At 74.5% G+C, this 6,424-nt stretch carries 3 protein-coding genes; 1 reads left to right on the top strand and 2 read right to left on the bottom strand.

The genetic code is table 11. From position 1 onward, the window contains the following. Positions 1-207: 207 nt before the first annotated feature. Together RWM17_RS11075 and RWM17_RS11070 are read right to left on the bottom strand one after the other, a co-directional pair. The gene (locus tag RWM17_RS11075; RefSeq protein ID WP_314103673.1) at positions 208-591 is read right to left on the bottom strand and encodes a cupin domain-containing protein; all 384 of its coding nucleotides are present in this window, start codon (positions 589-591) and stop codon (positions 208-210) included. Positions 592-671: 80 nt separating this feature from the next. Further along, on the bottom strand, positions 672-1,415 hold the full coding sequence (locus tag RWM17_RS11070; protein ID WP_314103671.1) for a hypothetical protein: 744 nt from the start codon (positions 1,413-1,415) through the stop codon (positions 672-674). Positions 1,416-1,648: 233 nt separating this feature from the next. On the opposite strand from RWM17_RS11070, the gene RWM17_RS11065 reads away from it, so the two are divergent. Continuing rightward, entirely contained in the window at positions 1,649-6,394 is a 4,746-nt protein-coding gene (locus RWM17_RS11065) for an Ig-like domain-containing protein (protein WP_314103668.1), read from the top strand. Positions 6,395-6,424: the final 30 nt, after the last annotated feature.

Here is a 6,424-nt window from a genome sequence, read left to right as displayed (position 1 = left end):
GCGACGCACCGTGCGGCCCAGGCTATCCGGTGCGGTCCGACGGTCGCGGCGCCCGTGTCGTCCGCCTCGCCCGGGCGGCCGCAGCCTTGGCCCGGGCCCGCCGACCCCGGTCCGTAGGCGAGAAGGGACGCGGCAGGGGCGGGCCCACGCCGGCCCAGTCCCTTCTCACCTGTCGCGCGGCCCCGGCGCGGTCGGCGACGCCTCCCGTCAGCGGAAGTCGCCGAGCTGGCGCTCGACCGGCACCGTCCCCTCGACGACGACGTCGCCGGTGTGCGCGGTGGTGACCGTCTCGATCAGGACGATCTCCACCTCCTCGTCGGCGATCGGGTTGTGCTGGACCCCCCGCGGCACGACGTGGAACTGGCCAGGGCCCAGCACCACCTCCTGGTCGCCCGGCAGCTGGATGCGGAGGCGGCCCGAGACGACCAGGAACATCTCGTCCTCGGCCTCGTGGGCGTGCCAGACGAGCTCGCCGAGCAGCTTCGCGACCTTCACGTACTGGTCGTTGACCTGCCCCACGACCCGAGGCGTCCAGTGCGCCTCGACCTGGCTCAGCTCGTGGGCGAGGTCGATGCCGCTGATGTCCGTCACGAGGCCATCCTGCCGTGCGAACGCGCCCCTGCGTCGGACGGCGCGCGTCGGGCTCCCGCCACCGGTCGCAGACCGGCGCCCTAGGCGCCCTCGTCGAGGAGGCGCGTGAGCTCGGGCGCGAGGGCCGCGGCCCAGAGCTGGTGCACCCGCGACCACGACCAGAGGCGGCCCCGGACCTGTGCGGCGCCGGCGTCGAGGTCGGGGAAGCGCACGAAGACGCAGTCGCCGCGACGACGCACGAGCTCTGCGGTCGCCGCGTCCAGCCGGGCGACCTGCCGCCGGATCAGCTCCCGGCCCGTCCAGGCGGTCTCGGTGAAGCGGTCCATCGGCGGGTTGCCGCCGACGATCACGGGGGTGAGGACACGGCCGGGCCGACGAGCGCAGTCGAGGAGCCGGTCGAGGTCGCGCGTCCAGGCCTCGGCCGAGGTCATCAGCATGACGTCGCTGAAGCCGAGGGCGACGACGGTCACGTCGACGTCGGCGAGCGCCGCGGTCCCGTTCTCCGCCGCGTCGCGGACCGTGAGCAGGGCGGTCCCGGCCTCGCTCCAGACCAGCGGCCGGCCGCGCCGTGCCTCGACGAGCGACGCCACGCGGGCGAGGGTGGTGAGGTCGTCGTGGAGCACGCCGAAGCGGGCCCCGGCGGGGCTGCCGAGCCAGCCGACCCGGTCGGCCGACGGGTCGGCCCGAGCCTCGACTGCGGCCTGCAGATCAGCTGCCGTCGGGGCTGGCGGGAACGTCCCGCCGCGGACGAGGTGGCGGAACCAGGCCAGCCGGAGGCGCAGCACCGGACGCAGGACCCACCGCGCCAGCCCCGTCGCCCCCATGATCGCGACCGTACCCCGTCGCGTGTCTGCGACGACGTGGGTGATCCGCTGAGCGCACCCGCGCCTCCTGCGATGTCCGCAGAACGAGTGCCGCCCCACTCCTGACAGCCTCGGGGTACCCCACTTGACGGCACAAGTGAGGACAGTCGACCGATGTCGGGACCGGGGACCGCTTGACTCTGACAGCTCGATGATCCCCGTCGCCGAGCACCCACCCGACGAAAGGCTCCGCCGTGCCCACCAAGCACCGCGCTCGATCAGCGCGCCCTCACCTCCGACTGCTGGCAGGCAGCTGCGTCGTCGCGCTCGTCGCCGGCGGCTCGGCCCTGCTCGTGCCCCAGATGGCCTCCGCGGCCGAGAAGTTCTCGACCGCGACGATCTACGGGACCGTGTCCGGCTCTTCCTCCGTGGTGTCGATCGACCGGACCACCGGTGCGACGACCACCGTGCTCACCGAGCCGACCGGCGCGACCGGGCTGAACCAGCTCGGCTTCACGAACGACGGCGACAAGCTGCTGATGACCAACGGGACGAACGTGTACGAGTACACGGCGTCGGCGTCGACGCCGGGCACCGCCTGGGAGACCACCGCCCGCTCGACCGGCGCCACGGTGGCCAACCAGATGGGCGGGGTCGACCCCCGGACGGACAAGTACTGGTTCGGCGGGTTCGCCTCGTCGACGGCCGACGAGGGCACGTTCACCTTCACGAACTACGACCCGGCCACGAACACCATCGCCGGCACGCCGACGACGGTCAAGACCCTGTCGGCTCCCGGCGGAAACGGCGACCTCGCGTTCGACCGCCTCGGCAACATGTACTTCATCTCGAGCAGCGCCGTGCCGTCCGGGGGCACCGGCACCGCCCAGGTCTTCCGCGTCGACGCCGCGGCCCTGGACGGGGGGACCACGAGAGCGACCCCGGTGGGTCCCGTCATCACGCCGCCGTCGGCCCTCACCTCGCTGGCCTTCGCCGACGACGGCTACCTCTACATCTCCGGCAGCGGGGCGAACAGCTTCCTCAAGGTGAACCCCGTCACGGGTGACATCCTCGAGCGGCGCTCCCCCCGCTCCGCCCTGACCGACATGGGCACGCGCCAGTACCCCTCCACCGGTCAGGCGTCGACGACGCTCTCCGAGGGGCGCCACGACGCCGACGACCAGTTCACCGTCGCCGTCGGCGGCGGGGACATCCCGAAGCCGGCCACCGCGAGCACGACCGACAAGGGCACGTCGGCGACCGCCGGTCCCGTCATCCTGCTGCCCGGCCAGTCGTACACGGCGACGCAGACGCCCGCCAACGACAAGACGAACCCGGCGGACTACGCGACGGAGTACCGGTGCACGGACATCGGGACCGGCGCCGTCGTGTCGGAGGGCACGGGCAGCACCGCCGCCTTCACCGTGCCGTCGGCCAACGGCAGCAACGTGAAGTGCGAGTTCACGAACCCGCTCGCCGGCCCGACCGCCCAGGACGACGCGTCGCGCGGCGCCGTCGAGGGCCGTCCGGTCACGGTCGACGTGCTCGCCAACGACTCCGGCGACCTCGACGCCACCAGCGTGCGCCTGCTCGCGCCCGCCGTCACCGGTGCACAGCTGTCGAGCGACGGCCGCACCCTCGTCGTCCCCGGCGAGGGCACCTGGACGGTCGACGCCGCCACGGGCCGCGTGACGTTCACCCCCGCCGACGGTCTCGTCGGGGACCCGACGAAGGTGAGCTACACCGTCGACGACGTCCGCGGCAAGCGCGGCTCGGCGGCGATCACCGTCGCCTTCGCGGGCACCGCGGTCGCCGACGCCGCGACGACCAGCCAGGGCGCCGCCGTCGAGATCGACGTGCTCGGGAACGACCGCGGCCGCATCGACCGCACCTCCGTGACGTTCTCTGCGGCCGGACAGCCCGCCGGCGCCGTCCTCTCGGACGACGGACGCACGCTGACCGTGCCCGGCCAGGGCACCTGGACCGCGTCGCCGACCACCGGCCAGGTCACGTTCACGCCCGACCCCGCGTTCCGCGGCGACGCGACGCCGGTGACGTACCGCGCCCTCGACGGCGACGGCACCGCCTCCACCGCTCCGATCTCCGTGTCGGTCACCGCTCTCGCCCCCCGGGCCACGGACGACATCGCGACGACCGGGCAGAACGCCCCCGTCACGGTCGACGTGACCGCCAACGACGCCCCCGGCGTGACCGGCGGCACCCCGGTCGACCCGACCACCGTCGTGTTCCCCGCCGCGGGCCAGCCCGCCGGGGTCACGGTCTCGGGCGACGGCCGCGTCGCGACCGTCGACGGCCAGGGCACCTACCGCGCCGACCCCCGCACCGGCGTCGTGACCTTCACCCCGGCGCCCGGCTACGCCGGTCGCGTCGACGTCGTCACCTACCAGGTGTCGGACATCAGCGGCCTGACGGACACCGCCACCATCGAGGTGACCGTGAACACGGTCGCCCCGACGGCGAAGCCCGACCGCCCGACCACGACCCAGGGTCGCCCCGTCGTGACCGACGTGCTCGACAACGACGTGGCCGGCAACGAGCAGACCCCGATCGACCCGACGAGCGTGTCGTTCACCACCCCCGGCCAGCCCGCCGACGCGACCGTGTCGAAGGACGGCCGTACCCTCACCGTGCCCGACCAGGGCGTCTACGAGATCGACCCGGGCACCGGCGAGATCACCTTCACGCCCGAGCCCGCGTTCCGCGGCGAGGCCACCCCGGTCAGCTACTGGGTCGCCGACAGCGACGGCGAGTCGTCCGTGACGACCGTCACGGTCACCGTCGCCCCGGTGGGCCCGGCGCCCGCCGACGACACGGACGCGACGAGCCAGAACACGCCCGTCCTGATCGACGTCACCTCGAACGACGCACCCGGCGTGGAGGGCGGCACGCCGCTCGACCCGACCACCGTCGTCTTCCCGACCACCGGCCAGCCCTCTGGCGCGACGGTCTCGGACGACGGCCGCACGCTGACGGTCCCCGGCCAGGGCACCTGGACGGCCGACCCGACCACCGGAAAGGTGACCTACACGCCCGCCCAGGGCGCCACCGGCACGACGAGCCCCGTCGTCTACCAGGTCGCCGACACGGGCGGGGCCCAGGGCGCCGGCCGGATCACGGTCACCGTGGCGCCCGTCACGCCGACCGCGACCGACGACACGGCCGAGACCCGTCAGGGCACCCCGGTGACGGTCGACGTGGTCGGGAACGACCGCGGCGGCAACGCCCGGACGCCGATCGAGCCGACCTCGGTCGTGTTCCCCGCGAAGGGACAGCCCGCGGGAGCAGCCGTGTCGACCGACCGCCGCACGCTCACGGTCGCCGACCAGGGCAGCTACACGATCGACCCGACCACCGGAGCGATCACCTTCACCCCGGTCGCGGGCTTCCGCGGCGAGGCCTCGCCGGTCGTCTACGGCGTCTCCGACGTCGACCGCACCTCGACCACGGCGACGCTCACCGTCACCGTGCGGGAGGTCGGGCCGAAGGCCCAGGACGACACGGCCAGCACGCCGCAGAACACCGCGGTCACCGTCGACCTCCCGCGGAACGACGCCCCCGGCGTGGCAGGCGGCACGGCGGTCGACCGGAGCACCGTGGTCTTCACCGCCGCAGGCCAGCCGAAGGACGCCGTCGTCTCCGACGGCGGCCGCACGCTGACCGTCCCGGCGCAGGGCGTGTGGACCGTCGACCGCACCTCGGGCGTCGCGACCTTCACGCCGGCCGACGGCTTCGCCGGCACGACGACGCCGGTCACGTACCGGATCGCCGACGCGGGGGGCGCCACGAGCACCGCCGTCGCCACGGTCACGGTGACCCCGGTCGCCCCGCGTGCCGGGGACGACCAGGCGACCACCCCGCAGAACACCCCGGTCACGGTCGACCTCGTCGCCAACGACGCCGCGGGCGTCCGCGGCGGTGCGACGATCGACCCGACCTCGGTCGTGTTCACGACGACCGGCCAGCCGGCCGGAGCCGCGCTCTCCGACGGCGGGAAGACCCTCACCCTGCCCGGCGTCGGCGTGCTGCGGATCGACCCCGCGACGGGCTCGGTCGTCTTCTCTCCGGCTCAGGCCTTCGTCGGCACCACGGCACCGGTCACCTACCAGGTCGCCGACGCACGCGGACTCACCGCGACGGCCACCGTCGTGGTCACCGTCACCTCGGTCGCCCCCACGGCCGCACCGGACAGCGCGCAGACGCCGGCCAGGACCCCCGTGACGATCGACCCGGTGGCGAACGACGCGCCCGGCAACGCCCGCACCCCGCTGGCCCCGACGTCCGTCAGGCTGCTCGACGGGACCGGCTCGCCGGTCACGACCGTCACGATCGCCGGCACCGGGACCTTCACGGTGGACGCGACGACGGGACGGGTCACCTTCGCCCCCGAGGCCGCGTACACCGGCACGGCGACCGTGCCCTACGTCGTCAGCGACGTCGACGGCGGCATCGCCCGCTCGACCGTCTCCGTGACGGTGGGCGCTCCCCCGACCGCCGTGGACGACCGCGGCACGACGGCCCCGGGCACGCCCGTGACCGTCACGGTGACGGGCAACGACAGCTCGGGCTCGACCGCGCTCGACCCGCGCTCGGTGCAGCTCGTCGACCCGGCCAGCGGCGAGCTCGTCTCGTCGGTGACGGTGCCCCGCACGGGCACCTGGCGGGTCGGCATCGACGGCACGATCACCTTCACCCCCGAGGCGGCGTTCTCCGGGACGGCGGCCGTCACCTACTCGGTCGCCGACGAGGACGGCAGCCGCTCGACCGCCGAGCTGGCCGTGACGGTGCCCGCGGCACCGGGCGTCGCCGTCACCCCGGCAGCTGACGGAGGCGGCCTGGTCGTCACCGCACCCGGCGGCGGCAGCCTCGCCTTCACCGGCACGGAGCTGGCGGTGCCCGCGAGCATCGCGGTGCTGCTGCTGGTCGCGGGCGGGACCCTGCTGGTGCTCCGTCGCCCGCGGAAGCCGGCACGCCGGCACTGAGCTGCGGGGCACCGGCCGGCAGCGCTGAGC

This window comes from uncultured Frigoribacterium sp. (genome assembly GCF_963515265.1).
GTDB lineage: Bacteria > Actinomycetota > Actinomycetes > Actinomycetales > Microbacteriaceae > Frigoribacterium.
This window is presented reverse-complemented; position numbering and strand designations above follow the sequence as displayed.

Coding starts and splice junctions, on each gene's coding strand:
- RWM17_RS11070 (WP_314103671.1), bottom strand. CDS start 1,415: ATGGGGGCGACGGGGCTGGCGCGGTGGGTCCTGCGTCCGGTGCTGCGC.